General features: G+C 47.1%; 1 protein-coding gene and 1 pseudogene. Both read left to right on the top strand.

Annotation, left to right across the window (positions count from 1 at the left end):
* Positions 1-102 precede the first annotated feature (102 nt).
* Positions 103-636, top strand: a complete 534-nt coding sequence (locus DVK06_RS18555; protein WP_147438145.1) for a hypothetical protein — start codon at positions 103-105, stop codon at positions 634-636.
* Positions 637-690: 54 nt separating this feature from the next.
* A pseudogene (locus tag DVK06_RS16660) lies at positions 691-1,012 on the top strand (hypothetical protein); the annotation flags it as partial.

The following is a 1,012-nucleotide window of genomic DNA, read 5'->3' as shown; positions in this document are numbered from 1 at the left end:
GTTGGATTACTGCCGGCTCAACAGTGTACTAATTCGGCCGGTCTTGTCACAGTCTGGCGGTATGTACTGTTATTTAACACTATTCCCTTGTGATCCATAGATATGAACAATATTATCCCGCCAAACCCGCTGTTATCGGCCTCAGTACTCGTTGCTACCGCTTCATTGGTTCTTCAATATCTCTCTCATCGGAGTACATCCCTAGATTCTGCCTATGAGCGCGAAGAGCGGATTGATAACAAATTCAAAAAGATTGAGAAATTCTACACTGGTGAAATTACTACTGCTGGTCTAACCATGGCCCTTGATTTTGTGAAATCAACTGTTGACGAAAGCCACTCGAAATCATACCAGTTTCAGAAGTATATTAATCCGTTTTCGGACATCCAAGGGACTACAAAACTCAATTTTAGGATATCTCATAATGTCTCTCTCGATCAGGGTGACTACGAGATTAAGGGTGATTTCCAAGAGACGCCTATCGAGTCTGTAGGTCTTCGTGTAATGCCTCGCTCCGCAAATTTGTTGATTTTGACGGTGGATTCAGTCGCTATCTCTGACGTAGCAGACTCACTAACGGTTCTTGGTATGTGTGATGATCTAAAAATACAAGAAAATGAAGATATCATAGACTGAAACAGCAGAGCGTAATCTTTCTAAGAGTGTCTTCTGAGTGGACTGTATATCCAGATGAGCAGATTGAGCGACGATCGCGCTGATCACGAACACGAGGCGATCGAGGCGTTTCTGCGGAGCCACTTCCCGAGCACCTACTTCGAAAATCAATCGGATCTATCCGAATACGACGGCTCAGACGAAGAAATCTCAGACGCAGAGCATACGATAATCGAGGCGCTCGTGTCGGAGGCGGAGACGCAGTTCAAGTCCTCCAAGGGGACGCTCGGACTCGCGATCGACTTTGTCGTGCTCGCGGAGGAATTAGCGGAACACGACGACTGGCTCGCTGGCTACGACCCCGACATCACCGTCGACGATATCCTCGACCGCTACG

The sequence above is a fragment of the Halorubrum sp. Atlit-28R genome (genome assembly GCF_003665955.1).
GTDB classification, from domain to species: Archaea; Halobacteriota; Halobacteria; order Halobacteriales; family Haloferacaceae; genus Halorubrum; species Halorubrum tropicale.
The sequence above is the reverse complement of the archived record's forward strand: the minus strand, read 5'-3'. Positions and strand labels throughout refer to the sequence as shown.

Excerpts from the sequence above, each read along its gene's own strand:
- DVK06_RS18555 (WP_147438145.1), top strand. The coding sequence starts at position 103 with ATGAACAATATTATCCCGCCAAACCCGCTGTTATCGGCCTCAGTACTC.